The sequence below is a fragment of the Neisseria sp. DTU_2021_1001991_1_SI_NGA_ILE_055 genome, from assembly GCF_032342915.1.
Classification (GTDB): Bacteria; Pseudomonadota; Gammaproteobacteria; order Burkholderiales; family Neisseriaceae; genus Neisseria.
The window spans coordinates 1,114,320-1,140,703 of the sequence record NZ_CP135440.1 but is presented as its reverse complement, the minus strand read 5'-3'; the positions used below and the strand labels follow the sequence as shown (position 1 = coordinate 1,140,703).

Below are 26,384 nucleotides of genomic sequence, written 5' to 3'. Positions count from 1 at the left end.
TGAAACAAACCTACCTATAAATTTTTCAGACGGCATTTATACTCCTTCAGGCCGTCTGAAAACTGAATGACGTTGTTTCTATAAACCATCAGGCGCGTTGTCCAAGTGCCTCAAATGAAAGAAAGGCTTCCATGGCTAAGCAAAAACTCCCCATCTCCGGCTACGATTACGTTATGCCCAAACCGGATGCAGAAACCATCCGCAAGTCCATTGTTTACAAGTTGATTTTCATCTTGGGCGTCGATCCTAAAGAAGCAACTTCACACCAATGGCTCAACGCCGCCATGTTGGCCGCACGCGACCTGATTGCCGAGGATTTCCTCAAAACACGCCGCGCGCACATCGACAACAGCAAACGCATGGTTTATTACCTGTCTATGGAATTCCTGCTCGGCCGTGCGTTTGTCAATGCGCTGATTAACGAAGGCGTTTATGCCGAGTTTGAAGAAGCCTTCAAACAACTGGGCAAAGAATTTGCCGATGTCTGCGAACAAGAAGAAGATCCGGGTTTGGGTAACGGCGGTTTGGGCCGTCTGGCCGCCTGCTTCCTCGACTCATTGGCAACCCTGCGCATTCCTGCCATGGGCTACGGCATCCGTTACCAATACGGTATGTTTAAACAAGAAATCGTGGATGGTCAACAAGTTGAAAAACCCGATTTGTGGCTCGACCAAGATTTGGCATGGCAGTTTGCCCGTCCGAACAAACAATATTCCGTCCGTTTCGGCGGTCAAGTGTTGAACTTGGGCAACAAAAAAGAATGGCAGCCGAGCGAAGAAATCTCCGCTTGGGCATACGATGAAATCATTCCGGGCTATGGCGGCGAATGTGCCAACCCATTGCGCTTGTGGACTGCACACGCAGGCAACCTGTTTGACCTTGCCGACTTCAACCGAGGCGACTATGCCTCTGCCGTTCGCGCACAAAACAGCGACGAAAACATCTCACGCGTCCTCTATCCGAACGACTCCACCGAATCCGGCCGCGAATTGCGCCTGAAACAAGAATACTTCTTGGTTTCCGCTTCTGTTCAAGACATCGTTGCACGCCACAAATGTCGGTTCCCAAGCATCCGCACTTTGGCGGACGAAGTCGCCATCCACTTGAACGACACCCATCCGGTGCTTGCCATTCCAGAATTGATGCGCATCCTGATTGACGAAGAGGGCATCGCATGGACTGAAGCATGGAATATGTGCTGTAAGATTTTCTCTTACACCAACCACACATTGATGAGCGAAGCCTTGGAAACTTGGCAGGTTGACCTGATGGGCCGTCTGCTGCCGCGCCATTTGGACATCATCTTTGAAATCAACGCCTACTTCCTCAATGCCTTACGCGCCATCGGCAACTTCGACGACGACTTTGTCCGCCGCGTATCCATCATTGACGAAACCCACGGCCGTCGCGTCCGCATGGCATGGCTTGCCGTGATCGGTTCGCACAAAGTCAACGGCGTGGCCAAAATCCACTCCGATTTGATGACTACATCCATCTTCGCCGACTTTGCCAAAGTATTCCCGGAACGCTTTACCAACGTAACCAACGGCGTAACCCCGCGCCGCTGGATCAACATCGCCAACCCGGGCCTGACCAAATTCTTGGACAAACATCTGGGAAACGAAGACTGGCGCCTGCATTTGGACAACCTGACCAAGCTCAACGACAAAGTGGACGATGCCTCCGTACAGGCAGAATTCGGCGCAGTGAAAAAAGCCGCCAAAGAGCGCCTCGCCAAATACATCGAAACCGAGCTGGGCATCAAGGTTAATACCGATGCACTTTTCGACATCCAAATCAAACGTATCCACGAGTACAAACGTCAAGCGTTGAACGTGATGCACATCGTCGACCGCTACAACAAAATCCTGGAAAACCCGGATTTCGATTGGCAGCCGCGCGTGTTCATCTTTGCCGGTAAAGCCGCTTCCGCCTATTACATGGCGAAGAAAATCATCCGACTGATTAACGACGTTGCCAAAGTCATCAACAACGACACCCGTATCCGCGACCTGATTAAAGTTGTGTTCATCCCGAACTACAGTGTCAGCCTCGCCCAAATCATCATCCCGGCCGCCGATTTGCACGAACAAATCTCACTGGCGGGTACAGAAGCATCCGGCACCAGCAACATGAAATTCGCCCTTAACGGCGCGCTTTGCATGGGTACGCTGGACGGCGCGAACGTCGAAATTTTGGAAAAAGTCGGCGCGGACAACTGCTTTATCTTCGGTAACACCGTCGAACAAGTCGAAGAACTCCGCCGCAACGGTTACGACCCATTGAGCTATATCGAGCGAGACAGCGACCTGCGCCGCGTCGTCAACCAAATCAGCCAAGGCACTTTCTCTCCGGAAGAACCAAACCGCTACAACGACGTGTTGCAACCATACGGCGACTTCTATCAACTGATGGCCGATTTCCGCAGCTACATCGACACGCAATACAAAGCGGACGAACACTACCGCAACGTATCCGCATGGCGCAAATCAGCCTTGATCAACATCGCCAACATGGGCTTCTTCTCATCCGACCGCTCCATCGCCGACTACTGCCGCGATATTTGGTACATCAAACCATTGAGCGAAAAAGAATTACCCGGCAGAAATTAAGCGTTAAGCAGATAACGAAAGCCGATACATCAGGAAGGTGTATCGGCTTTTTTCAGACGGCATGATATAGAAACGAGTAAAACAGTATGAGACCTTTGCAAAATTCCTTTCCTTCCGACAGCTGAGATCCAAACAAAGATTTTCGGCTGTTTTTGTTTCAAATATCCACTGATTCTACCCAAATCCCCCCTTAATCCCCCTTGGATACCTGATTAATCAGGCATCCGGGCCGCCTTTTAGGCAGCAACAGGCACACTTAGCCTGTTGGCGGCTTTCAACAGGTTCAAACACATCGCCTTCAGATGGCTTTGCGCACTCACTTTGATCAGCCCGAAATAGGCTGCCCGCGCATAGCGGAATTTACGGTGCAGCGTGCCGAAGCTTTGTTCGACCACATAACGGGTCTTCGACAAATATCGGTTACGTTTGGTTTGCGCTTCCGTCAGCGGACGGTTGCGGTAGGCTTTGCGCATAATGCCGTCCTGTAACCGATGCTCTTCCAGATGTTGCCGGTTTTCCTCACTGTCATAGCCTTTATCGGCATAGACGGTCGTACCTTTGGGCAGACCTTCCAACAAAGGCGACAGGTGTTTGCACTCATGGGCATTGGCTGGGGTAATGTGCAGTTTCTCGATATAGCCTTCCGCATCGGTACGGGTATGTTGTTTGTAACCGAGTTTGTAGAGGCCGTTTTTCTTTATCCAACGGGCATCGCTGTCTTTACTCGGTGTGGCTTGGCCGCTGACTTGTCCTTCCTCGTCGACTTCTATGGCCTGGCGCTGTTTGCTGCCGGCGGTCTGAATAATAGTGGCATCAACGACGGCGGCGGATGCTTTCTCTATTTTTAGGCCTTTTTCGGTCAGTTGGCGGTTGATCAGCTCCAGTAGTTCGGACAGGGTGTCGTCTTGCGCCAGCCAGTTGCGGTAGCGGCATAAGGTGCTGTAATCGGGGATGCTCAGTTCGTCAAAACGGCAAAACAGGTTGAAATCGATGCGGGTGATGAGGCTGTGTTCGAGTTCGGGATCGGAGAGGCTGTGCCATTGTCCGAGCAGGACGGCTTTGAACATGGACAACAGGGGATAGGCGGGACGGCCGCGGTGGTCTCGGAGGTAACGGATTTTTTGACGATTCAGGTATTGTTCGATCGGTTGCCAATCAATCACCTGATCCAACTTCAATAGCGGGAAGCGGTCGATGTGTTTGGCAATCATGGCTTGTGCGGTTTGCTGGAAGAAGGTACTCATGAAAAATCCCCTAAATGTCTTTGTGGGAATTTAGGGGATTTTGAGGAATTTTGCAAAGGTCTTAGTATGGTTGTATCGCTGTTTTAGTGTATTGCTAAATGACTCAATTTAAAATCGATATTTAAAATTTAGTAGCCATTCATTCTGACGGTAGCGGTAATGTGCTGTATTGCTATGGGAGACTGAGCGTCTGAAACGAAATTCAGGGTACACACCTTTAAGGTTCCACTGCGGAAAGCCTATAGCGGCTATCATCATGTATTGATTGTCGCGTCGCCGTCTGTTGTCACTGACAAAACTTGCCGCGTCATAAAGACTGCGGCGGTGAAGCAGGATGGCGTTGAGGTAAGTACCGCTTGAAAAAAAACTATACGCTCCCAGCCGTGTCGTATATTCTTTGCTGGAAGAGGATTTTTCGGGATAGGCTTTGCGTGTTGCATCAAAGTTGGCAAACAGTCTGCTTTGGTGTGTGAGAGAAAATTCTGCCCCTACGCCCAGTTCGTATTGCTTATAGTCGGCAAAATAATCTTTGCTTTGTCCGCTGTATCCGGTCTTTTTTGCTCCGGCATGTGAGTTAATGCGCCAGCGTGAGGAGAGTGTGTGCGACCAGTCGACATCCGCACCCCATGCGCGGTAGTGGGTGTGGCGGTTGCGGAAGTCGTATTCGAAATAGGGCAGCAGAGAAAAGGAGGAGCGTGCGTCGGCATAGGCATATCCCGCGTACAGCGAACCGTTGTGATAGCTGTAATCCGGCATAGCTACCGAATTTTTGTCTTTTTCCGTGTAGCGGTTGCCGTACAGCACACCGCGCACCTGTACACCATGATGCCCTTTGAGCGGGACGGTTTTTTCGGCGGTCGCGCTATAGGATAAGAAGGTCGAATCCGTTGGCGCAGGCAGGGTGCGCTCCATCAGGCACATGCCCGCGATTTCCCACACGCATTGGTTGATGCCGTTGCCTTGGTTTACATTGCTGTTGTAGCCGTAGCCTAGGCTGATTTGGCCGTGCCAGCGGTGGCGTTTGCCCAGTTCGGACAGGTAGTTTTCCACGATGGGGCGGGTTTCAGCAGGAATATCCGTTTTCAGAACTTTCTCAAACGCGGCGACGGACTCTTTGTTTTGGTTGTCTTCGGCATAAAACCGCCCAGCTTCGAGCAGCAGGCGGGGGTTGTCGGGTTCGGCTTCCAAGGCCGTCTGAAAACTGTTCCCCGCCGCGTGGAAATCCCCTTCGTCCCGTTTTTGCAGCGCATCAGCCAAATGAATCAGCGCGGGTTTGTGCTGCGGCAGTTTGGCGTAGCGGGCAGCGAACTGGCGCACCTTGTGCCACTGCCGCGCGTTGAGGGCGTGGTAAATCGCGCTTTCCAGCTCTTCCGCCGTATCGCCGACTTGATAGACTGTACCGTCTATCATGATGTAGCCGTCGTTTTCCCCCACTTCACCGCGTGCCTGTTCCGTGTCCAGCCAGCCGCTTTCGCGGTATTGCTGCGTTTGGCGGCTGCCCTCGTCCAGCAGGCGGCGGCGTTCGTCTGCGGCATCGTCGGACGGAGCGGCAAGGCAGACCGTACAGAGCGGCAGGAAAAGCAGGCAGAGGCGGTGGTTCATGGGATGGGGTCCTTTGGGCGGGGAGGCCGTCTGAAAGAAGTAAAAACAGAAATTCCGCAAGGCAATGCAGGTTTGCACGGCACTTCGGAAACAGGTCAGCCGCAGTATATTTATGCCTACTGCGGCTGTTGTTAAAAAACGGCGGTTTTCCTGATTGCGGGAACGTACGGCCAAACGCCGAAAACACCGGCATTCCCTAATCGCGTAAGCGGGCAAGGTTATTTTTTCGCACCGCCGAAGGCTACATCGTCGCCTTTGCCGTTGCCGCGAGTAGCATAGCCTGCCATGGCTGCGGCATTTGCGCCATAGAATCTACCTTCGATACCTTCTTTATTGGCCGAATTTTTAGAAGAGAAAGTGCCTTCTTGGAGATTGATTTTTGCATGATCAAAACTCAATTTATCATTACCACGATTGATGCTGCCACTCATAACGCCCTTGCTACCAAATTCGGCTTTTACCTGACCAGTATAGAAATCGTTTTTGCCCGGCGTGTGCTTGTTGATGCCGACCACATTATAGGTAGCTTCGGAAATTTTCAAATTTTCCAAATTACCTGTTGGATTCTCACCCACGAACCAAACCGTGCGGTTGCCGTCGTTCATATTCAAATCCGTGCTGTTGGCGATCTGATTGCTGTTGCCTTTGCGCGGTGCCCATTCGCCGAAGAAGACGTTGGTTGCCGCAGTCGGCACTTTGGCAAAGGTCATGCCGCCAAATTTTGGTGCAATCGGTAACTTGGGGTCGGCCATTTGGCGTACGCTGAACACTTCGGTGTTGTTGGCGCGTTTTTCATACCACACTTGGGCGAGTTTGGTTTTCGAGAACCAGCCCGCAATCGGGTTGATGTCGCCGGGTTGCAGGTATTTCGGATTGGCCGTGCCATTTGCATTGGCGTTCTGATTGCCACCGTTGATGGGCGCATTGCCGTATTTGTTGCGGATGCGCTGCGCGGGCCCGGCTTCGAGGTTGATGGAGTTGGACAGGCCTTTGCCGGTGCTGACCTTGATGCCCGCCGCACCTGCACCGAAGGGCAGAGAATCGGATTCGGCAGCTTGAATTAATTGTCTTTGACTTGAATCCCCACCTTTAACTTCTACTGCATAAGCAGAGCCGAAGGCGGTGGTCAGAAGGACGGCGAGGGTTAATTGTGATGCTTTCATGATTTTTCTTTCAAAGAAAAGATATGGTGGATACCGCTGTTTTGTCTTGAGCGGTAAGGTGTATCGGGTGTTACCGATAGGGGCATATTAATATAAATAAAAATATAAATCTAATTAAAACTCATTATCAAATATAAAGTGCGGATTGCATTTGTCAATATTTTATTTTTAATATCATTGCATTACCATCTAAGAAATACAAATATTTATTATAGTAACGGTAACAGGCTGTAGCCGACGGGCAGATTCCTGCCCATCGGCTACATAGGATACAGTCAAGCCCTAAAACCTGCCCTTGATGCCGAAGGTAATCGTCCTACCCGGGCCGGGGACCGGGGTGCTGGACATCGGGTCTAAGTAATAACGGTTGGCAAGGTTGGTTACGCCGAAGTTCAAGTCTATATGTTTCCCTATGCGGTAGCGGGCATAGGCATCCAAAAGGGTGGCGGCATGCCAGCCGTAGGGTTTGCCGTTGCGCTCATACACCTGCCCCGCGCCGTCGGCAATCAGCTTGTCGTAGTTTTTCCGTTCCGCCTTGCTGTGATGGATGGCGCGCATGCCCAATTCCAGTTTTTCGTTGAAGAAGCGCGTGCCGACATCGAGGGTAAGCGAATATTTCGGCTGCAGGGACTGGAAGAAGCGGCTGAGGCCGAAGCCGCCTTCCAAGCATTCGGGTACGCGCCGATAGTAATAGTCGAATTTGAAGGCGATGCCCTTGTCGCACACCATATGTTTCAAGCGGTAAGTGCCGCCGAAGGAGGCGAAGAAGCGGCCGCTGTCGAGGCGGCTTTGCAGCTCCACCCCCTTGCTGACTGCCTTGTCGTATTGGATCATGCCGCCGTCCATATTCGAGGTGTCGATTTGGTTTTTGATTTTATTGCTGTAGTAGGTGAGGCGGAGGTCGCCCTGGCGCAGTTTGGTGAAATGCGGGGCGAAATTGAAATTGTAGCCGACTTCCCAGTTGGTGCTTTTTTCCGGCTTCAGGCTGTATTCGGCCACAGTCTGGCTGCCGTACAGCCCGCCGCTGCCGGTGGCGGCGGTCAGTTCGTAAAGGCTGGGGAAGCGGCTCATGCGGGCATAGCGGGCGAAGAGGCGGTGGTTGTCGGCAAGATCGTAGCTGACCGACAGCATGGGCGACCAAGAATGCGCGTGCTGTTCCTGCGGCATGCGCCAGCGTTCGGCTTCGCCGAATTGATGCCGGATCCAAGCGGTACGATTGTAATCGCTGCCGTATTTCAGCACCGAGTCATTGCTGGTCTCTGACGGAATTTGGTTTTCATTGGCCATACGGTCCGTTGTTTCTTCTACTGAATTAAAACCAAATCCCATGTGGGAACCAGGATAATAACGGCGATAGCTGCCGCTTTTTCCCTGCGGATTGTTTACCCTTTCACGGTACATTTCCGGCGTAATCTGCACTTTGCCGTGATCAAATTTGCCTGCAACCATTGGAATAATCTGCTTACGGCGCAGGACATAGAGTACATCGTTGTTTTTATCCGCTTGGTGGCTTTGAATCAGGCTGCCGTCTACTTTTTGGTAGAAGCGCGTGTTAGAGACGAATGTGTCGCCTGGACGGTAGTCGTAACCGTTTTTTTCCTTAAAGCGGCGGTTGAGCCTTTGGTATTCCGGGTCTTCATCGTATGTATTATTGTTTCTATTAAAAATCTGCTCCATCCGTCGTGAGTCGGCAATATCTTCTTCATCCGCTAATTCAAAATACGGCATCATCAGGCCGGTAACATAGCTGTCCGAACCCAGGCCGTACTGATACCAGGGGTTGCGTGCGGCACGCTGCCGCGCCAGTTCGATATTGCGTCCTTTGAAGTTCTGATAGCGCACGCCCGCCTGTATGTTCAGGCGGGAAGTCGGTTTCCAGTCGAAGACCAGGTTCGCGCCCCATTCGCGCTTTTTCGCCGACTGCGGGCCGCCCAAGGCCGCCATGCGGGTCAGTACGCCGAAAGTATTCATCAAATCATTGCTGTCGGCGGTATCGGTGCGTTCTTCCAGTGTTTCGCGCTGGTAGTCGGCGGCGAGGGTGAGGCTGAGTTTGTCGGAAAGGCGGAAGCGGTTGCTGAGGTTGAAGCCGTTGCGGACGACGTCGGTACGCTGCCGCGCGCCAGGAACGATGATGCGGTCGGGATGTTCGATGTAGTAGCGTTCCTGATTCAGCTTTTGCTTCAGTTCGGCCAGATTCATCAGCTTGCCGATTTGGTTGGTCTGGTCGGTCAGCACATTTTTATCGGCGGGCGTGATGGCGTAGTAGCCGCCCGTATGCCCCATCCAGCGGTCTGTAATCGCACGGTTGTTTTCATCGTGTTCTGCCAGCTTGCGGGCGATTTTGTCGGGCGTGTCTTCTATCATGCGCAGCACTTCTTCATGGGTTCGCGCCGAACCGTAGGCGTTCCACGCCATCGCGCTTTCGCAGCTTTCCCCTCGCAGGTTAGGCGAGGGCTGTTTGCGTATGTTGCACCAATACCAAAGGTCGTACTCATAGTCGGGCGTAATGACACCGACGACGGGGCCGCCGCTCTGATGGCGGTTACTGTCGGTTTTCACCCGCCACATATCGGCTTGAAGGTCTATCCATTTGTTATTCTGCGGTTTCCATTCATAGCCGATTTTGTAGGTTTTGCTGTCGATTTTCGTGCCTATCCCCGGTGCCTGCTGCGCGGGTTCGTCTAGGGATTGTTCGGCGAAACCGAGTATCCATGCCGTTATCAGGGGGTTGATTTCGCCGAAGCCGATTTTGTTGTCCATATATTGCAGGCTGATTTTTTGGTTGCCCGGCAGATACCAGTTGTTTTTCAGCAGCAGGGTTTTGGTGTCGGTGTGGCTGTTCATAATTTCTTCGCCCGGCCGGAACAGGACGGCCATATTCGGCACCAGGCTGGCGGAAGATTTGCAGAGCATGTCTTTTTCCCGCCATGATTTGTCAGGATACTGGTCGTAACAGGCATCCGCACCGTAAATGGGGTTGTTGAGGTAGCTCTGATAACCGCGTTTGCCCGCGTAGTAGTTGCCTTTTTTGCGGTGGCTGTATGCGGCAAGGCCGTCTGTAATGTCGGTTTTGAAGGCGGCGGACAACATCAGCTGCCTGTCGTCTTTGAAGTTGGTGTGGCTTTTGCCGCCCGCATACTTCGTACCCGCTATGCCTTCGTCCAACAATAGGGCGGTGGGGGAAGGTTTGCCGGTATAGCCGGTCAATACATCGGGCATACCCGATACCCCGTCCGCCGTCGCGCCTATGGGTGAGAGGGTGCGATAGTCGCGGCCTAAGAATTGGCGTAGGTCGTTTTTCTGTGCCACGGTGTTGCCGGAAAACTCGGTTTTGACTTCGATTCCCCAGTTTTTGCCTTCGGGGATGATGTCGGCGGGTTCGATGGTGCGGATGGACATCGCACCGCCCACGCCTGATTTCACGCCGCGCGTGAGGGCCGGGCTTTTTTCAACTGCGATGCTGCGGAACAGGGCGGGATCGAGGTAGTTGCGGTCGCCTACGCCGTAGTTGTTGAGCCAGACATCAACTGTCTGCTCCGTACCGTCCAGCGTTACGGGGATACGGCCCTTGCCGGTGATGCCGCGTATATTGGGCGTAATCGCGCCGCCGGCGGTGCGGGTGTTCATGTTGTACACGCCGTTTAAGCCTTTGAGTACGTCGCCGGCGGATTGGACGCGGTAGCGTTCGAGGTATTCTTTACCGACATAGGCGTTGGAGACGTTTTTATAATACACATCGTCCGCGCCTTTTTGGTCGTTGGTACGTTTGCCACTGACAACAACGGTATCCAATTCTTGGTATTGTTCGGGTTGGGCTGAGGTTTCGATGACATTAGCAACGGTTAATGTGCTGAATGCGCTGGCAAGGCTGAGAATGATTATTTTGGGTTTGGGAGTAAAAGCAGACATAGTTTCTCTTTGTTAAGAATTTAATATAAGAGGTTAAAATACTCTTTTATATAAAAAACATAAAATTTTTAAATATTATTAATATTTATCTAATAATTGATTATTCTTATCATTATTGAAATAATCTAATAAATAGTCTTTTTTATCGTAATTTTATTTGGATCATATTTAGATAAATAGAGATACGAAAAGGCCGTCTGAAAACTTTCAGACGGCCTTTTGTTTCATTTGTTTTGAGCATCAATCAAGCAAGATTATTTTTCAGCTTCTTCAAAGCCGACGACTTCGAGGCCGAAGCCGGTGAGGCCGGTGAAGGATGACGGCTGGCCGAGGACGCGCAGTTTTTTGACGTTGAGGCCGGCGAGGATTTGTGCGCCTATGCCGTAGCTTTTGCTGTCCCATTTGTAGGCTTGGTTGGCGCCTTTGGGCAGGGTGCGGTCGAGCAGGGTGGCGCCGTCTTCGGTGCGGTGCAGGAGGATGACGACGCCGCTTTCGGCTTGTTGGATGCGCTCAAGGGCTTTGGGCAGCGACCATGAGTGGCGCGGGTTGGTTTGGATGAAGTCCATGACGCTGAAGGGTTCGTGGACGCGGACGAGGGTTTCTTCTTCGGCGGAAGGTGTGCCTTTGACAAGGGCGAGGTGGGTTTCGCCGGAGAGTTTGTCGACGTAAACGTGTTGTTGGAACTCGCCCCACGGGGTTTGTACGGGCGCGTTGCCCATGTCTTCGAGCAGGCTTTCGGTGCGGCTGCGGTATTCGATGAGGTCGGCAATGGTGCCGATTTTGAGATTGTGTTCTTCGGCGAATTTCATTAGCTCGGGCATACGCGCCATGGTGCCGTCGTCGTTGATGATTTCGCAGATGACGGCGGCGGGAATCAGGCCGTTCATTTGTGCTAGATCGACACCGGCTTCGGTGTGTCCGGCGCGGACGAGTACGCCGCCTTTTTGGGCGCGCAGTGGGAAGATGTGGCCGGGTTGTACGATGTCTTCGGGTTTGGCGGATGGGGAAACGGCGGTTTGAATGGTCAGGGCGCGGTCGGCGGCGGAAATGCCGGTGGTAATGCCGTGGGCGGCTTCGATGGAGACGGTAAAGTTGGTGCCGTATTGTGCGCCGTTTTTCTGGGTCATCATGGGCAGGCCGAGTTTTTCGACCATTTCGCCGTCCATCGGCAGGCAGACCAAGCCGCGTGCGTTTTTGATCATGAAGTTGATGGCTTCGGGGGTAACGAATTGGGCGGCCATCAGCAAGTCGCCTTCGTTTTCGCGGTCTTCGGCATCGGTGATGATGACCATTTTGCCGGCTTTGATGTCTGCTAGGATTTCGGGGATGGTGGAGATGTGGGACATGGTATTTCTTTCTTGGCTGATGGTGGGGGCGTGGCGGTCTTGGTGGTCTTGATCCAGCCACATGTCAGGCATATTGGCTGCCTGCTCGATTTTTCGGGCTTTTTTCTCGCCGAAAGATTTGTTTTTCAGCAGGGCGGACAGCTCGCCTTGGTTGATGGCGATGGCTTGGGCAAACTTGGTCTGCTGGCCGTTGTGGTGTTGTGTTATCCATTGCCGCAGGTTGTGGCGGCGCAGGTCGGTGGTATTCATGATGGGATGAAGTTGAATTGTGTGTAATGGATTGTAGTCTTGTCTTTACCAAAAGGCAAACTTTGTTTGCGGGGATTTTTTATTACTTTTTGGTAATGAAATTTATTGTTTCAGACGGCCTGAATATGGCTTGAAATTGATGGTTTTGGGAGAATATGGGGAATGTTTTGATGATTATTTTAACGGGGGATGTTTGAAATGAAAATGTTTGGGCGCGGATTGGCCGTGCTGGTGTTGTGTGCGCTGACGGCTGCGGGCGGCTGGTTTTATGCCCTGCATGGTCAGAACGAAGAACATCAGGTTTTGTCCCGCGAAGGGGTTTTGATGCAGATTAAGCAGATGAACCGCTTGGAAAGTACGGCATTTTATATCGATACAATTATCCGTACGGAGAAAAAAGGAGATTGGCGCAGGCTGTGGCAGGATTCGCAAAGCGGTATTTTTATTGTGCGCGGTAAGGTGTTGGCCGGTTTGGACTTGGATAAATTAGGCGCGGACAATGTCAATATTGTAGACGACAAGGTCTTAATCAGCCTGCCGGCGGTGGAAATTTTGAGCGTGGATTTGGAAAATATCGAAGTGTACGATATTCAGACCGGCTCGTTTAATTTACTGCCTATGGATAAGTCAGTATTTAAGACGGTGCAGGAAGAGGCAAGACGGCAGGTGTTGCAAAGCGCGTGCAAGGCTGAGATTTTGGAACATGCCAACCGTCAGGCGCAAACGCAATTGGAAAACCTGTTTGCATTGACGCAGACGAAGGTGTCTGTCTATCCGGCTGCGGTAGGGAAGTGCGGTTAATATGCGTTATCTTGACCGATTGATTGAACATTGTATACAAGCAAAAAAGCTTGTGCCTGACCGTACCTTTGAATTTACAACGTTGGAACAATTGCCCAGTCATGGACGCTTTATTTATGTTATCCAACAGATTGAAGGCGACATCAATACAACTTTTCAGCAATTTCAAAATTTTCGCTTACTTAAAACACATGCCTGCGCAAAATTAAATCGCCCAAGTCAGGTTCTATACGTAGGGTCTTCACGCCACAGTATTCGGAATAGATTGGCACAGCATTTGGGCTTCGGGCATAAAAGTACCTATGCATTGCATTTAAATCAATGGTATCAAGGCCAATATAAAATAACGATTCATCAATATGCCGATACACTTCCCGCTGATGTGCTGCAATTGATTGAAGATGATCTTGCTGATCAATTACAGCCGGCATTTGGTAAATCAGGTACCAACAATAAATAGCACGCATATGAGTGTAGAACATGTAATAGCAAAGATTGACAGGGTTTGGCTCAATTGTTATTTTGCCGCCATTCTCCCATGTTGCTGTATTGTTCATGCCAATAGATTGCTTGAAAAGATAAGGCCGTCTGAAAATTTTTCAGACGGCCTTTGTTTCATCAAGCCATTATCCGCGGCGTAAAACAGCGGTATTGATGTATTTTTGAATGCCTGATGCAATGGCTTGGGCGCATTGTTGGCGGAATGATTCGCTGCCGAGCAGCCTCTCTTCGGTAGGGTTGGAGAGGAAGGCGGTTTCCACCAAAATGGACGGAACGTCCGGAGCGCGAAGGACGGCAAAGTTGGCTTCGTCAACGCGGCCTTTGTGCAGTTGGTTGAGCTTACCCAATTCGGTCAGCACCAAATGGCCGAGTTTGCGGCTGTCGCGCAGGGTCGCGGTTTGGGTCATGTCCAAAATGGCGTTGTCGACATTGGGGTTGCCACTGGTCTGAATGCCGCCGATGGCGTCGGCGTTGTTTTGAGTTTGGGCCAGGAATTTTGCCGCCGAGCTGGTCGCGCCTTTGGTATTGAGCATGTACACGCCGGTACCGCGTGCGGACGGGCTGGTAAAGGCATCGGCGTGAATGGAAACAAATACGTCGGCATTGCGCGCGCGGCCTTTGGCGACGCGGATGCCCAATGGAATGAAGATGTCTTCGTTGCGCGTCATGAATACGTTGTAACCCAAGGCTTCGAGACGTTTTTTGGTTTCGCGTGCGATGGAGAGTACGACGTTTTTCTCTTTGAGGCCGCTTGGTCCGATAGCACCGGGGTCTTCGCCGCCATGACCGGGATCGATCATAATCACGGGACGGCGGTTGCCGCCGCTGCCGCGGTTGCTTTTAGGGGCAGGGGTATCGTATGCGATATTGGTATTTTGACGTTGTTTTGGGACATTGCCGTTGAGCAGGGCCATCATCGGGTCGTTGGCATCTGCGCCGTGCGGATAAAGGTCGATAACCAAGCGGTTTCTGAAGTTGCCGACGGGCGCGAGTGCGAAGACTTGCGGATGGGTGCTTTGTTTGAGGTCGATGACGATACGCACGGTGCTGGGCGTATTTTGACCGGCGCGGATGCTGCGGATGAAAGGGTCGTCAGACAGCACTTTGCTGGAAATGCCTTGTAGGACGCTGTTGATTTCCGCACCTTGGATATCCACGACCAACCGTCTGGGGTTGTCCAACATAAAATGTTGGTATTTCATCGAGTGGTTGCTCTCAAGGGTAACGCGTGTGTAGGCGTTCGCCGGCCAAATGCGGACGGCAAGGAATTGCGCAGGAGAGGCCGGTTTGGCCAATGCAGCCCCCACGGGCGTGAGGGTGAGAAACAGTCCTGTGCCTTGACGGAGAATGTGTCTTCTAGTTAATTTGACCATGATTCTAAACTTTTTCGGCCTTGGTTTGTGTGGGCGGAAAAGGTGCAGGTTCTGCCCTTATCGGTGTACGTCAATGTAATGGTAATGTCTGCCGGAGGCGTGAATTCCCCGCCTTGCTGCGGCCATTCGATGAGGCAGATGCTGTCGGGCGCAAACAATTCGTCCAAACCGGCATCTTCCCATTCCTCGGGCATGGTAAAGCGGTAGAGGTCGAAATGGTGGAGGGTGAATGTATCCAGCGGATAAGATTCGACAATGGTGTAAGTCGGGCTTTTGACTGCGCCCGTATGCCCAAGTCCGCGCAAAATCCCACGTGTCAGCGTGGTTTTGCCTGCACCCAGCCCGCCTTCAAGATAGATGGTCAGCGGAGCGGAAAGCTGCTTGCTCCATTCTTCACCCAGTTGCAGGGTTGCTTCTTCATCGGGCAGAAAACGGGTGTACAGTCCGTCTGAGTGCATGGAATAGGCCTTGTCGTTCAAAAGGCTTAATTATGATGGAATTGGCGGCGTTTGCAAACCTGATAGACGATAAAGTTAGATAAAGATAGTGTTGAGGCCGTCTGAAAACGGAATTCAGACGGCCTTTAATGTTAAAATGAAAATATCCCTCACAAAATTGCGAGACAGCTTATGCCTTTATCCATAGACGAACAATTATTGCCGCACCGCAATGCCATCGACAGCATCGATGCGGAAATCCTCCGTTTGCTCAACGAGCGCGCCGGTCATGCGCATGCTATCGGCGAATTGAAAGGGACAGGCGCGGTGTACCGTCCTGAACGGGAAGTGGCCGTTTTGCGCCGGATTCAGGATTTGAACCGCGGCCCCTTGCCGGATGAATCGGTTACCCGGCTGTTTCGCGAGATTATGAGCGAATGTTTGGCGGTGGAGCGTCCGCTGACGATTGCCTATTTGGGCCCGAAGGGGACATTTACCCAGCAAGCCGCCATCAAACATTTCGGCCACGCCGCACACACCATGGCGTGTACCACCATCGACAACTGCTTCAAACAAGTTGAAACGCGCCAAGCCGATTATTTGGTGGCGCCGGTGGAAAACTCGACCGAGGGTTCGGTAGGCCGTACTTTGGACTTGCTGGCCGTAACCGCGTTGAAAGCCTGCGGCGAAGTGGTTGTCCGCATTCATCACAACCTGCTGCGTAAAGACAGCCACGAAATCGGCGGCATTACCAAAGTTTTCGCCCATGCTCAAGCCTTGGCGCAATGCAACGACTGGCTCGGCCGCAACCTGCCCAATGCCGAGCGTATCGCCGTAGCCAGCAATGCCGAAGCGGCGCGTTTGGTTGCCGAATCTGACAGCCCGAATGTGGCCGCCATTGCCGGACGTATCGCCGCGGAAATTTATCAGTTGAGCTTTGCCGCCGAGTGTATCGAAGACGAGCCGAACAATACCACGCGCTTCTTGGTGATGGGGCATCAGGACACAGGCCGCAGCGGCAACGACAAAACTTCTTTGGTCGTATCCGCGCCCAACCGTGCCGGTGCCGTTACTGCTTTGCTGCAACCTTTTACCGAATTAGGCATTTCTATGACCAAATTTGAAAGCCGTCCAAGCAAATCGGTTTTGTGGGAATACCTGTTCTTCATCGACATCGAAGGCCACCAAAGCGATGAAAATGTCCAAAAAGCCTTGCAGCTTTTGGGCGAACGCGCTTCCTTCGTGAAAGTTGTCGGTTCTTATCCGACCGTTGTTTTGTAAGGATTATTGGGTATCAAAGGCCGTCTGAAAAGTTTTCAGACGGCCTAAATTATGTTCTCAATAGTTGCCATTTATGCAACATTATTGGCAGATTGATGTCAGTAAGTTTGCATGATTGGAAATGAACCCTCTATAATCCGAACGTTTTTAATATTTTCATGCAAAGAAAGGAGCAAGTCATGACACGCAATACTTCAATCCGCTCAATCACATTCTTTGCAGCCCAAGCGTCGGTCTGATTTTCGGATAACGCTTTTCGCATTCCATGTCGCCCGCTTCGGGCTGCTTTCCCTACGATTATCGGCTAGAAACCAGGCCGTCTGAACATTTCGCAGACGGTGGCTATTTATTGTCAGCCGTTGACGGTTTGAGACCTTTGCAAAATTCCTCAAAATCCCCTAAATTCCCACAAAGACATTTAGGGGATTTTTCATGAGTACCTTCTTCCAGCAAACCGCACAAGCCATGATTGCCAAACACATCGACCGCTTCCCGCTATTGAAGTTGGATCAGGTGATTGATTGGCAACCGATCGAACAATACCTGAATTGTCAAAAAATCCGTTACCTCCGAGACCACCGCGGCCGTCCCGCCTATCCCCTGTTGTCCATGTTCAAAGCCGTCCTGCTCGGACAATGGCACAGCCTCTCCGATCCCGAACTCGAACACAGCCTCATCACCCGCATCGATTTCAACCTGTTTTGCCGTTTTGACGAACTGAGCATCCCCGATTACAGCACCTTATGCCGCTACCGCAACTGGCTGGCGCAAGACGACACCCTGTCCGAACTACTGGAGCTGATCAACCGCCAACTGACCGAAAAAGGCCTAAAAATAGAGAAAGCATCCGCCGCCGTCGTTGATGCCACTATTATTCAGACCGCCGGCAGCAAACAGCGCCAGGCCATAGAAGTCGACGAGGAAGGACAAGTCAGCGGCCAAGCCACACCGAGTAAAGACAGCGATGCCCGTTGGATAAAGAAAAACGGCCTCTACAAACTCGGTTACAAACAACATACCCGTACCGATGCGGAAGGCTATATCGAGAAACTGCACATTACCCCAGCCAATGCCCATGAGTGCAAACACCTGTCGCCTTTGTTGGAAGGTCTGCCCAAAGGTACGACCGTCTATGCCGATAAAGGCTATGACAGTGAGGAAAACCGGCAACATCTGGAAGAGCATCGGTTACAGGACGGCATTATGCGCAAAGCCTACCGCAACCGTCCGCTGACGGAAGCGCAAACCAAACGTAACCGATATTTGTCGAAGACCCGTTATGTGGTCGAACAAAGCTTCGGCACGCTGCACCGTAAATTCCGCTATGCGCGGGCAGCCTATTTCGGGCTGATCAAAGTGAGTGCGCAAAGCCATCTGAAGGCGATGTGTTTGAACCTGTTGAAAGCCGCCAACAGGCTAAGTGTGCCTGTTGCTGCCTAAAAGGCGGCCCGGATGCCTGATTAATCAGGTATCCAAGGGGGATTAAGGGGGGATTTGGGTAGAATCAGTGGATATTTGAAACAAAAACAGCCGAAAATCTTTGTTTGGATCTCGGCTGTCGGAAGGAAAGGAATTTTGCAAAGGTCTCGGTTTCTATCCGTTTTAAAGAAAGCATAAACACATGGGCAATTATCCCCATCATATTCAAATTATTGCCGATTCAAATACATGGATTGAAGGCAACGCTGTCGTACAGCTTGAAACCACCGCCCGATTACCGCATATGCTGCGCGTTGCCGGAATGCCGGATTTACACGCAGGTCGCGGTTATCCGGTTGGCGCGGCATTTTTCAGCGACCGTCATTTTTATCCTGCCCTGATTGGGAACGACATCGGTTGCGGCATGGCGTTTTGGCAGACCGATTTACGCGCAGCCAAACTCAAACCGGCCAAACTCGCCAAACAGCTGGGCAATATCGATACGCCGTTGGACAAAGACGAACAGGTTGATTTGTTAGGCGACGTTGTCGATATGCGCCAATTTTCAGACGGCCTTGCCGTCGGTACGATTGGCGGCGGCAACCATTTTGCCGAGTTGCAAACCGTTGACACCGTTTATCGCACCGATTTGCTTCCACCCGATTTTGATGAAAACCATCTGCAACTGTTGGTACATAGCGGTTCGCGCGGATTGGGCCAGCAGATTTTGCAACGCCATATTGCCGCCTTCGGGCATCTAGGTTTGGCGGAAGAGGGCGAAGCGGCGACAGCCTATCTTGCCGAACACCAAACAGCCCTTGAATTTGCCAGCCTTAACCGCCGTTTGATTGCGGCCAGAATGCTCGACCGTTGGCGCGCAGAAGGAATATGCCTGCTCGATGTCCACCATAATTTTTTGGAACAAACCGAGATTGACGGCACAATCGGTTGGCTGCACCGAAAAGGCGCAACGCCCACCGATAAAGGCTTGGTCATGATACCCGGCTCGCGTGGCGATTACAGCTATCTGGTCCGACCTGCCGAAGATTGTCAAATTTCGTTGAATACTTTGGCTCACGGCGCAGGTCGGAAATGGCAGCGCGGCGAATGCAAAGGCAGGCTGTCGCACAAATATACTGCCGACAGCCTGCGCCAGACCGAATTTGGCAGCGTGGTTGTTTGTCAGGACAAAGCTTTGATTTTTGAAGAAGCGCCGCAGGCTTATAAAAGCATCGACAGCGTTATTGCCGCCATGAAAAATGCAGGTTTGATTGAATTGGTTGCACGGTTCAAGCCTGTTTTGACCTATAAAACCGGCGGTGAGTGTGGAGCATAAAGATGAAACAGAATACACCATTGATTTATCTACAAATTTCCACCGCGCAAGGGCCGGCGGAGTGCCGTATATTTGCCCGTTTCGTCTTGGGCAAATTGCTTGCCGAAGCCCAAGCCAAAGGCATTGATGCCGAACTTGTTAACGAAACCACCGATAAGCACGGCATTTTGTCGGCAACGCTCAAGTTGGAAGGTCAAAAAGCCGAAAGCTTGGCGCAAACTTGGCAGGGGACGCTTCAATGGATATGCCCCAGCCCCGTCCGTCCGAAACATCCGCGCAAAAATTGGTATATAGGCGTTTTCCGCTTGCCCGATATGCCGCAGACGTATGAAATGCCGTCTGAAAACGGAATCGAGTTTCAAACCTGCCGTTCGGGCGGTAAAGGCGGTCAGCATGTCAATAAAACCGAGAGTGCCGTCCGCGCTACCCATAAAGAAAGCGGCATTTCCGTGCGGGTCGAGAGTGAACGCAGCCAGCATGCCAATAAAAAATTGGCAGTAATGTTATTGGCGCAAAAGCTGGCGGAGTATCATGCCGGACAGGCAGGAAGTTTTGCGCAGGAGCAACACGCGCAACTCTATCAAGTTGAGCGCGGTAATCCGAAAAGAATGTTTGTCGGTACTGCTTTTAAGGAGAAGTAATTTGTCTGCCGGATAAGGAGGTATTTAAAACATAAATAAAAGGCCGTCTGAAAACTTTCAGACGGCCTTTTATCATTTTATCGATTAGCGTTCGCTTAACGCTTGTTTCATGCGCGTAATCGGTTTGATCAGGTATTGGAAGATGGTTTTTTCACCGGTTTTGATGTCCACCGTTGCAACCATGCCCGGAATAATCGGCATAGGTTTGCCGTTTTTGTCTTTCAGGGAGTTGTTTTCGGTTTGGACGAGAACGCGGTAATAGACTTGGTTCGGGTCGAGTTTCAGGTCGTTGGCACGGTTTTGCATGGAATTGCTGACGGTATCGGCGCCAACGAGGGTAACTTTGCCTTCCAAACCGCCGTAGATGGAGTAGTCGTATGCGCTGACTTTAACCAATGCAGGTTGGCCTGTGCGGATAAAGGCGATGTCTTGCGGACGGATATAGGCTTCGACCAGCAGTTTGTCGTCAACCGGGACAATTTGCATGATGTCTTCGCCTGCATTCACAACGCCGCCGATGGTGGTGACTTTTATGCCTTTGACGATGCCGCGCATAGGTGCGCGGATTTGCGAGCGTTCAACCGGGTCTGCGCGCATGGCAACGTTTTCTTTGGATTGCGCCAGCTCGGATTCGGCTTGCAAAAGTTCGTTGTTGGCATCAGCTTTGTAGCGGTTGCGGCGCTCGGAAATTTGGGTGGCCAAATCGGCAGACTCACGGCGCATTCTTAAGAGTTCGACTTCGGAAACCACGCCCTCGGCAACCATGGGGGCGGTAATAGCGATTTCGCGGTCAAGCGCAGCCTTGCTTTGGGAAAGGCCGCTGACGGCGTCGGTCATGGCTTGACGGCGTGCTTTGTAGGCGGCGATTTCGCGACGGCGAAGCTCGGGACCCACGCTGTCAGGGAAGGAGAGCTTGGTGCCGTAGGCCTCGGCTTTCAGGCGGGCAACAGTGGCTTCGAGGTTTTCGACTTTGGCTTCGCTTTCACGCAAAACGGCGGAGCTGCGCGTGTCGTCGAGTTTCATCAGAATCTGATCTTTCTCGACCATATCGCCTTCTTTAACCATGATTTCGGTTACGATGCCGGGGTCGAGGCTTTGAATCACTTGCTCACGGCTACTGGGAATGATATTGCCGTTGCCGCGGGTCACTTCTTCGACCGGGCTGTTGTAAGCCCAAATAACGAAGACAACCAGGAAAATGAAGAAAAGGATGATGACCCAAAATTGACCGCTGTGTTTTTCTTTTTGAAGGGCGGCGTTGAGGTCGTTGATGAGGTGTAGGTCTTTGGATTTGACGTTGTTTTCGCGGCTCATAATCGTGTGTCTTTATTGTGTTTGGTGGATTTTAACCATTAGGGCAGGCCGTCTGAAAGGGTAAGTAGGTTTTCAGACGGCCTTTTGCTTTATTGTGCTGCCGATTGAGGGGGGGCGGCTTGTTGTTGCTGTTTGGCGTTGGCAGCTTGTTGCTGTTGTTTGACGTTGGCTGCTTTGGCCTGTTCGTTTTGCATGAGTTTTTGCAATACCAGGTCGCGCGGGCCGTCCATCACGACTTTACCATTGTCCATGACAATGATGCGGTTGACGATTTGCAGCACTTGCGGACGGTGGGTTACCAAAAGCATGGTGCGGTTGCGACCCCATTGGGCGATGGCATTGAGCGCCATGCGTTCGGTAGCCTGGTCCAGGCTGGTGGTCGGCTCGTCCAGCAGGACGACTTTCGGATTGCGCAAGGTCATGCGTGCCAGGGCGATGATTTGTTTTTGACCGCCGGACAAGCCCAAGCCGTCTTCACCCAAAGGCATATCCAAACCGCGCGGATGGTTGCGGATGATTTTGTCGAGGCCGAAGCGGTTGAGCGCAATCAGCAGGTCTTGGTCGGTAGAGTAGCTGCCGGTACGCGCCAAGTCCATGTTTTCGCGCAATGTACCGAGGAACAGGCGTGGCGATTGGCTCAACAGCAGGACTTGGTCGCGCAGGAAGTTGGGGTCAAGCTGGCGCATATCGACGCCGTCAAGGGTAACGTTGCCTTTTTCGGTATCGTACAGGCCACTGGCCAGTTTGAGCATGGTGCTTTTACCGCTGCCGATACGGCCCAAAATGCCGACTTTTTCACCCGGTTTGATGGTCAGGCGCAAATCTTCGACGGCGCTGTTGTTGTCGGCTTGATATTTGAACGATACGTTTTCAAAGGTAATATTGCCTTGAACATTGTCCAAAGTAATGTATTTGCGTTCCGGATTGCGCTCGATAGGGCGGGTAACGATGTCGTTTACGCCTTTGAGGGCAAGTTTGGCTTGTTGGAAGCGGGTAGCCAAACCGGCGATTTGTGCCAACGGCGCCAAAGCGCGGCCGGACAGAATCACGGAGGCAATCAATGCACCCATGGTGATGCGTTCTGCATGGTTGTCGGCATGAATCAGATAGGTGCCGACGACGACCAAGAAGACGGTATTGAGCTGCTGCATGGCAACGGCGAAGTTGACCATGAAGTTGCTGGTGTCTTTGACTTTGATGGAGGAAGCGGAAGTTTTGGCGGTGTATTCGTCCCAGCGTTGTTGCGCCCAAGATGTGGCGTTGTTGGTTTTCAGGGTTTCGATGCCTTCGATGGCTTCAACGGCAAGGCCGGAGCGTTGCGAACCTTCTTTCATCGATTCGTTGATGTGGCGCGAGAGCGGGCGTTGTACGACAAAACCGACAATCACGACAATCGGAATGATGGTCAGGGGAACGAGCGCGAGTTTGCCGCCGACCATAGAAATCACGAAGATAAACAGCAACAGGAAAGGCAAGTCGACAATGGTCAACAGGCTGGCACTGGTCATGAACTCGCGCACGGCTTCAAATTCGCGCAGGTTGCTGGCGTATGAACCGGAAGAAGCGGGACGGTCTGCCAGACGCAATGCCATCACGCGGCGGAACAGGGCGGAGCTGATGATCAGGTCGGCCTTTTTACCGGCAATATCGGTCAAGTGGCCGCGAATCATCTTGGCGGCAAACTCAAACAAAATCGCCAATACTACGCCGATACTCAATACCCACAAGGTTTCATAGGCTTGGTTGGGAATTACGCGGTCGTACACATTCATCACATACAGGGAGCTGACAAGCGCAAGGAAGTTAATGATGATGGTGGCCAAGATGACTTGGTAGTAGTAACTGCGGAAACGCCAAATGACTTTCCAAAACCATGCTTTGGGCAAATGGTATTCAGGCAGCTCCGAGCGCATATCGGTAGCCATTTTGGGTTTGATAAACCAGCAGTAGCCCAAATACAGGCCGGAGAGCTGCTCATGGCTGAGTTCCTGTTCCAAACCGTCAACCTGGCGGATATGGTATTTGCGCTCTTGGCCGGAGCCTTCGATTTTGGTGATGACCGCGGCCTCTTCATTGTGCAGGATAATCATGACCGGCACGGCAAGCGAGGGGATGTCTTCCAGATTGCGTTTGGATAAGGTGTTTTCAAAGCCGTGGCTGCGCAGGACTTCGACCAGTGAGTGATAGTTGACCTTGAGCTTTTTATCGCGCACGACTTCTGCGGACAAAGCGGCTTCGGATACGGGCGCACCCAAAAGACGGGTCACTAAAACGATGTGTTCAATGATGGCTTTCATATTTTTTCGCGTAATGTTTTTGGTTTAACCGGCGGATATGGCTTTATTTTTGCGCCAAACCGACCCAAGCGGAGATTTTGGCCTGGGTATTTAAATAGTTGAGCGCCGCATCGCGGAAATCGTTGCGGGCGGCAACGTAATCCTGTTCGATGGAGGATAACTCGCTGTATGCGCTCAAAACATCGGTCAGCGTGCGCCGGGCGATTTTAAACTGCAATTCGTACACTTTGATGACTTCTTTTTGGGCGGCGATGTGTTGCGCCGTCAGTGCGGCACGCTGCTCGCTTTCCTGCATATCGATGGCCGACGTTTGGACGCGTTCGTTCATGTCGCGCAGGATTTGTTCTGATTTGGCTTCTGCAGCAATCAATGATTTGGCATTGCGCTCTACATTGTGTCGTGCGGCAATATCCAGCACATTCCATGCAACGTTTAAATAAAGCTGTCTGGTATTGCGCGTTGCACTGCCTTCCAAATTGAGGGCAGGCAGACGTTCGGCTTTGGAGGCGTCCAAATCGGCACGGACGCTGTCGCGCTCGGCCAACTGCGCCTGATAGGACGGATTATTGTTGCGGTTGGGGTTGTTGAAGCGTTCACTGATGGATTTTGCCGTGTCGTTTTTAAACGGATCTTCCAAGTCGTTGGCAGTCAGTTGGCGCGAGGTATAGCGGGACAGGCGGCTCAGCGCCAAATCCATGGTGCGGCGTTGTTGGGCAATGATGTTGGCCACTTGTAATTGGCGCGCGCGCGCTTCAATCAACTCGGAACGGCGGCCGGCATCATATTTGACGATGGTATTTAAGTCTTTTAAGAGGTTGTTGTGGCGCGCCAAAGTCTGCTCGTTGAGAATTAGGGTTTCTTTTGCACGCAATGCGCTCAGATAGAGGCGGCCGATATCGCTTCCCAGCTGCTCTTGGCTTTCGGTGTATTTGTGTTGATAGTATTCTTCGCGGCTGCGGTCGCGGCGGACGGCGGCTTCAATCGCGCCCCATGAATAGATGTTCAGGCTGCCGCGTACGCCGACGCCGTCTTCCATATCGTTGCTGGTGTATTTATTGTGTTGTGCCAGTACTTTGGTGCCGGTCAGGGTAACAACGGGGTAATGGCGCGCACGCGTGGCTTTGGTCGTGCTTTGCGCTGCTTCTTGAGTGGCTTTGGCTTCACGCACAATCGGGTCGCTGATTAAAGCATCCCTGAGGATGTCTTGCAGGCTGTATGCAGAGGTCGTCTGAAACGGCAGAAGACAGCAGGCGACGGCAACGGCCGATGACAATAAACGGGGCTTTGTGGGGGAAGAATAAATATGCGACATGATTTTTAACCAAATGATTTATATATTATCGTTGTCCGTATCGGGTATCGCTTGAGGCATGGCCGGGCGAATTTTGAACAAGAACACATACATTTACAAAGCATAAAGCATTTTTTCCGGCTTTTCACAATATTCTGATAAAAGGTCGAGATACAGGCCTCAAAGTATATTATTGCAAAGCGCGACTATCGTAATTTATGGTTTTAATGTAAGAAATCTATCGATAAGGCCGTCTGAAAGGAATTCAGACGGCCTTTTTCAACCTTAATCCTTACGTTGCAATACGGCGGCGAAGAAGCCGTCGGTTTGGTGTTCTCCGGAGTTGAGGCGCAGGTATTTGCCGGTATCCAAATCGACCTTCAGGCTTTGCAGCAGCTCGGCGCAATTGACGAGTTCAAACTCGGGATGTTCGGACAGGAAACGTTCGACCTGCTGCTCGTTTTCTTCCGGCAATACGCTGCAGGTGGCGTACACCAATCGGCCTTGCGGTTTTACCAGTTTGGAGGCGGCATCGAGGATGCTGTGTTGCTGTTCCAAAAGGTTGGCCACGGTCTCGGCGGATTGGCGGTATTTGAGGTCGGGATTGCGGCGTAAAGTACCCAAACCGGAGCAGGGCGCGTCCACCAACACGCGGTCGGCTTTGCCTGCCAGTCGGGAGATACGGATATCGTGTTCGCTGCTGATGCGTTCGGGGTGGATATTGGTCAGTCCGGCACGGGTCATGCGCGGTTTGAGGTTGGCAAGGCGTTTTTCGGCGATGTCGAAGGCGTAGATTCTCCCTTTGTTGGCCATTTGCGCGCCGACAGCCAAGGTTTTACCGCCGGCGCCGGCACAGAAATCGACAATGATTTCGCCGCGTTTTGCACCCACCAATAAGGCAAGCAGCTGGCTGCCTTCGTCTTGGACTTCCAGCGTGCCGTCCAAAAACAGTTCGTGTTTGTTAAGCGCGATTTTGTTTTTTAGGCGGATGCCCCAAGGCGAATAAGGCGTTGCCTCTGCATCGGCACTTTCGGCTTGCAACAAAGGCAACACTTTATCTCGTTTGCCTTTCAAAGTATTGACGCGGATGTCGAGCGGGGCAGGTTGGTTGATGCTGCGGCCGAAGGCGAGAATTTCTTCTTTGCTCCAATGCTGTTGCAGTTGTTCCACCAGCCATTGCGGCAATTCTGCGGCGGTATTCAGGCCCTCTGAAAACTCGGTTTTGCGGGCTTTTAAATTGCCGAGGAACGCTGTTTCTTCTTCATCAAGCAGGTCTTTGATTTGGCTGATGTTGGTACTTCTGCCGAGAACCAGCGCGGCAAGTGCGGCTTTACGCGGCTGCGCGTGCGGACGGCGCAGGGCGGTGCTGATTTTTTGATAGTGGCGCAGCGCGGCAAAGGCGGTTTCGGCGATTTCGTGGCGGTCTTGGCGGCCGAGCTTTTTGTGTTCGCGGAAGTAGGCGGAGAGGACGGCATCGGAAGGCTGTTTGAAAGTCAGCATTTCAGCCAAAACTTTGGCGGTGTGGTCGAGTTGTGCGGCGTTCATGATGTAATGGGTTTCTCTTAAAG

The 26,384-nt window shown here is 52.0% G+C and carries 18 protein-coding genes; 7 read left to right on the top strand and 11 right to left on the bottom strand.

Annotated features, from left to right (window positions below; all coding sequences use genetic code 11):
* The first annotated feature begins 131 nt into the window (after window positions 1-131).
* Window positions 132-2,612, top strand: a complete 2,481-nt coding sequence (locus tag RRV97_RS05355) for a glycogen/starch/alpha-glucan phosphorylase (RefSeq protein ID WP_315612188.1) — start codon at window positions 132-134, stop codon at window positions 2,610-2,612.
* Between the two features lie 236 nt (window positions 2,613-2,848).
* On the opposite strand, the gene RRV97_RS05350 is transcribed toward RRV97_RS05355, so the two are convergent.
* The 5 genes from RRV97_RS05350 to ribBA form a co-directional block, all read right to left on the bottom strand.
* Window positions 2,849-3,856, bottom strand: coding sequence for an IS5 family transposase (locus RRV97_RS05350; RefSeq protein WP_315612187.1), 1,008 nt, complete (start codon window positions 3,854-3,856; stop codon window positions 2,849-2,851).
* Between the two features lie 108 nt (window positions 3,857-3,964).
* A complete protein-coding gene (locus tag RRV97_RS05345) occupies window positions 3,965-5,458 on the bottom strand; it encodes a surface lipoprotein assembly modifier (protein ID WP_315612186.1) in 1,494 nt (497 codons plus the stop codon).
* Between the two features lie 218 nt (window positions 5,459-5,676).
* Window positions 5,677-6,621, bottom strand: coding sequence for a Slam-dependent surface lipoprotein (locus tag RRV97_RS05340; RefSeq protein ID WP_315612185.1), 945 nt, complete (start codon window positions 6,619-6,621; stop codon window positions 5,677-5,679).
* A 282-nt stretch (window positions 6,622-6,903) separates the two neighbouring features.
* Window positions 6,904-10,530: a TonB-dependent receptor TdfG gene (gene tdfG / locus RRV97_RS05335; RefSeq protein WP_315612184.1), complete on the bottom strand. Its 3,627-nt coding sequence runs from the start codon at window positions 10,528-10,530 to the stop codon at window positions 6,904-6,906.
* 254 nt (window positions 10,531-10,784) lie between these two features.
* Entirely contained in the window at window positions 10,785-12,125 is a 1,341-nt protein-coding gene (ribBA, locus tag RRV97_RS05330) for a bifunctional 3,4-dihydroxy-2-butanone-4-phosphate synthase/GTP cyclohydrolase II (RefSeq protein ID WP_003746015.1), read from the bottom strand.
* A 189-nt stretch (window positions 12,126-12,314) separates the two neighbouring features.
* Here ribBA and RRV97_RS05325 point away from each other — a divergent pair, with 189 nt between their 5' ends.
* Window positions 12,315-12,926, top strand: coding sequence for a DUF4230 domain-containing protein (locus RRV97_RS05325; protein ID WP_296186077.1), 612 nt, complete (start codon window positions 12,315-12,317; stop codon window positions 12,924-12,926).
* A 1-nt stretch (window position 12,927) separates the two neighbouring features.
* Entirely contained in the window at window positions 12,928-13,386 is a 459-nt protein-coding gene (locus tag RRV97_RS05320) for a GIY-YIG nuclease family protein (protein ID WP_204788109.1), read from the top strand.
* A gap of 166 nt (window positions 13,387-13,552) precedes the next feature.
* On the opposite strand, the gene RRV97_RS05315 is transcribed toward RRV97_RS05320, so the two are convergent.
* Entirely contained in the window at window positions 13,553-14,800 is a 1,248-nt protein-coding gene (locus RRV97_RS05315) for an N-acetylmuramoyl-L-alanine amidase (protein WP_315612183.1), read from the bottom strand.
* Window positions 14,788-15,258 carry a tRNA (adenosine(37)-N6)-threonylcarbamoyltransferase complex ATPase subunit type 1 TsaE gene (gene tsaE, locus RRV97_RS05310; protein ID WP_315612182.1) on the bottom strand — a complete coding sequence of 157 codons (471 nt, stop codon included), beginning with the start codon at window positions 15,256-15,258 and terminating at the stop codon, window positions 14,788-14,790. Before tsaE ends, RRV97_RS05315 begins: the two co-directional genes overlap by 13 nt.
* 171 nt (window positions 15,259-15,429) lie before the next feature.
* On the opposite strand from tsaE, the gene pheA reads away from it, so the two are divergent.
* From pheA to prfH, 4 genes are all read left to right on the top strand, one after another.
* On the top strand, window positions 15,430-16,518 hold the full coding sequence (gene pheA, locus RRV97_RS05305) for a prephenate dehydratase (RefSeq protein ID WP_003746022.1): 1,089 nt from the start codon (window positions 15,430-15,432) through the stop codon (window positions 16,516-16,518).
* Window positions 16,519-16,950: 432 nt separating this feature from the next.
* Window positions 16,951-17,958 carry an IS5 family transposase gene (locus RRV97_RS05300; protein WP_315612181.1) on the top strand — a complete coding sequence of 336 codons (1,008 nt, stop codon included), beginning with the start codon at window positions 16,951-16,953 and terminating at the stop codon, window positions 17,956-17,958.
* 181 nt (window positions 17,959-18,139) lie between these two features.
* Window positions 18,140-19,273, top strand: a complete 1,134-nt coding sequence (locus tag RRV97_RS05295) for an RNA ligase RtcB family protein (protein WP_315612180.1) — start codon at window positions 18,140-18,142, stop codon at window positions 19,271-19,273.
* Window positions 19,274-19,275: 2 nt separating this feature from the next.
* Entirely contained in the window at window positions 19,276-19,914 is a 639-nt protein-coding gene (gene prfH, locus RRV97_RS05290) for a peptide chain release factor H (RefSeq protein ID WP_315612179.1), read from the top strand.
* Window positions 19,915-19,998: 84 nt separating this feature from the next.
* Here prfH and RRV97_RS05285 read toward each other — a convergent pair whose 3' ends face one another.
* From RRV97_RS05285 to RRV97_RS05270, 4 genes are all read right to left on the bottom strand, one after another.
* Window positions 19,999-21,228 (bottom strand): HlyD family type I secretion periplasmic adaptor subunit, encoded by a 1,230-nt coding sequence (locus tag RRV97_RS05285; protein WP_036490248.1) that lies wholly within the window; start codon window positions 21,226-21,228, stop codon window positions 19,999-20,001.
* An 89-nt stretch (window positions 21,229-21,317) separates the two neighbouring features.
* On the bottom strand, window positions 21,318-23,525 hold the full coding sequence (locus RRV97_RS05280) for a type I secretion system permease/ATPase (RefSeq protein WP_315612178.1): 2,208 nt from the start codon (window positions 23,523-23,525) through the stop codon (window positions 21,318-21,320).
* Window positions 23,526-23,568: 43 nt separating this feature from the next.
* Window positions 23,569-24,837 (bottom strand): TolC family protein, encoded by a 1,269-nt coding sequence (locus tag RRV97_RS05275; RefSeq protein ID WP_410505884.1) that lies wholly within the window; start codon window positions 24,835-24,837, stop codon window positions 23,569-23,571.
* A 264-nt stretch (window positions 24,838-25,101) separates the two neighbouring features.
* Window positions 25,102-26,361, bottom strand: a complete 1,260-nt coding sequence (locus RRV97_RS05270) for an RsmB/NOP family class I SAM-dependent RNA methyltransferase (RefSeq protein ID WP_315612177.1) — start codon at window positions 26,359-26,361, stop codon at window positions 25,102-25,104.
* Window positions 26,362-26,384: the final 23 nt, after the last annotated feature.

Excerpts from the sequence above, each read along its gene's own strand:
- RRV97_RS05355 (WP_315612188.1), top strand. The coding sequence starts at position 132 with ATGGCTAAGCAAAAACTCCCCATCTCCGGCTACGATTACGTTATGCCC.
- RRV97_RS05350 (WP_315612187.1), bottom strand. The coding sequence starts at position 3,856 with ATGAGTACCTTCTTCCAGCAAACCGCACAAGCCATGATTGCCAAACAC.
- RRV97_RS05345 (WP_315612186.1), bottom strand. The coding sequence starts at position 5,458 with ATGAACCACCGCCTCTGCCTGCTTTTCCTGCCGCTCTGTACGGTCTGC.
- RRV97_RS05340 (WP_315612185.1), bottom strand. The coding sequence starts at position 6,621 with ATGAAAGCATCACAATTAACCCTCGCCGTCCTTCTGACCACCGCCTTC.
- tdfG (WP_315612184.1), bottom strand. The coding sequence starts at position 10,530 with ATGTCTGCTTTTACTCCCAAACCCAAAATAATCATTCTCAGCCTTGCC.
- ribBA (WP_003746015.1), bottom strand. The coding sequence starts at position 12,125 with ATGAATACCACCGACCTGCGCCGCCACAACCTGCGGCAATGGATAACA.
- RRV97_RS05325 (WP_296186077.1), top strand. The coding sequence starts at position 12,315 with ATGTTTGAAATGAAAATGTTTGGGCGCGGATTGGCCGTGCTGGTGTTG.
- RRV97_RS05320 (WP_204788109.1), top strand. The coding sequence starts at position 12,928 with ATGCGTTATCTTGACCGATTGATTGAACATTGTATACAAGCAAAAAAG.
- RRV97_RS05315 (WP_315612183.1), bottom strand. The coding sequence starts at position 14,800 with ATGGTCAAATTAACTAGAAGACACATTCTCCGTCAAGGCACAGGACTG.
- tsaE (WP_315612182.1), bottom strand. The coding sequence starts at position 15,258 with ATGCACTCAGACGGACTGTACACCCGTTTTCTGCCCGATGAAGAAGCA.
- pheA (WP_003746022.1), top strand. The coding sequence starts at position 15,430 with ATGCCTTTATCCATAGACGAACAATTATTGCCGCACCGCAATGCCATC.
- RRV97_RS05300 (WP_315612181.1), top strand. The coding sequence starts at position 16,951 with ATGAGTACCTTCTTCCAGCAAACCGCACAAGCCATGATTGCCAAACAC.
- RRV97_RS05295 (WP_315612180.1), top strand. The coding sequence starts at position 18,140 with ATGGGCAATTATCCCCATCATATTCAAATTATTGCCGATTCAAATACA.
- prfH (WP_315612179.1), top strand. The coding sequence starts at position 19,276 with ATGAAACAGAATACACCATTGATTTATCTACAAATTTCCACCGCGCAA.
- RRV97_RS05285 (WP_036490248.1), bottom strand. The coding sequence starts at position 21,228 with ATGAGCCGCGAAAACAACGTCAAATCCAAAGACCTACACCTCATCAAC.
- RRV97_RS05280 (WP_315612178.1), bottom strand. The coding sequence starts at position 23,525 with ATGAAAGCCATCATTGAACACATCGTTTTAGTGACCCGTCTTTTGGGT.
- RRV97_RS05275 (WP_410505884.1), bottom strand. The coding sequence starts at position 24,837 with ATGTCGCATATTTATTCTTCCCCCACAAAGCCCCGTTTATTGTCATCG.
- RRV97_RS05270 (WP_315612177.1), bottom strand. The coding sequence starts at position 26,361 with ATGAACGCCGCACAACTCGACCACACCGCCAAAGTTTTGGCTGAAATG.